Here is a 989-nt window from a genome sequence, read left to right as displayed (position 1 = left end):
TATTCTTCGGTCTGGGCGTTGAAGCCGAAGGCCTTGTCGTTCGACTCGCGGACTTTGCCGGCAACGACAGCGCCGTCGACGCCAGCGTTTTCAGCGATCTGACGCATCGGAGCTTCCAGAGCGCGGCGGACGATGGCGATGCCGGCGTCCTGGTCCGAGTTCGCACCGGTCAGGCCTTCAAGGACCTTGCCAGCCTGAACCAGAGCCACGCCACCACCGACGACGACACCTTCTTGAACCGCAGCGCGGGTCGCGTTCAGGGCGTCATCAACGCGGTCTTTGCGCTCTTTGACTTCGATTTCGGTCATGCCGCCGACGCGGATGACGGCAACGCCACCGGCCAGTTTGGCGACGCGCTCTTGCAGTTTCTCGCGGTCGTAGTCCGAGGTGGTTTCCTCGATCTGCTGACGGATCTGCGAAACGCGGGCTTCGATCTCGGCTTTCTCACCAGCACCGTCGACGATGGTGGTGTTGTCCTTGTTGATCGTAACTTTCTTCGCACGGCCGAGCATGTCGACGGTGACGTTTTCCAGTTTCATGCCCAGGTCTTCCGAGATGACCTGACCGCCGGTCAGGATCGCGATGTCCTGCAGCATGGCCTTGCGGCGATCGCCGAAGCCCGGAGCCTTGACGGCAGCGATTTTCAGGCCGCCACGCAGCTTGTTGACGACCAGCGTGGCCAGAGCCTCGCCTTCGACGTCTTCAGCGACGATGATCAGCGGCTTTTGCGACTGGATGACAGCTTCCAGCAGCGGGACCATCGGCTGCAGCGACGAGAGTTTTTTCTCGTGCAGCAGGATGTAGGCGTCTTCCAGGTCGGCAATCATCTTGTCGGCGTTGGTGACGAAGTAGGGCGACAGGTAGCCGCGGTCGAACTGCATGCCTTCGACGACTTCGACTTCGGTCTCCATGCCTTTGTTTTCTTCGACGGTGATCACACCCTCGTTGCCAACTTTTTGCATGGCTTCGGCGATTTGCTGGCCGATGAA

At 60.4% G+C, this 989-nt stretch carries 1 protein-coding gene; it reads right to left on the bottom strand.

The window, feature by feature from the left end:
• A partial coding sequence (gene groEL, locus IB235_RS24775) for a chaperonin GroEL (RefSeq protein ID WP_192339071.1) occupies nucleotides 1–989 on the bottom strand: 989 nt, incomplete at both ends.

Source organism: Paracoccus sp. PAR01 (assembly GCF_014851995.1).
Taxonomy (GTDB): Bacteria; Pseudomonadota; Alphaproteobacteria; order Rhodobacterales; family Rhodobacteraceae; genus Paracoccus; species Paracoccus litorisediminis.
This window is presented reverse-complemented; position numbering and strand designations above follow the sequence as displayed.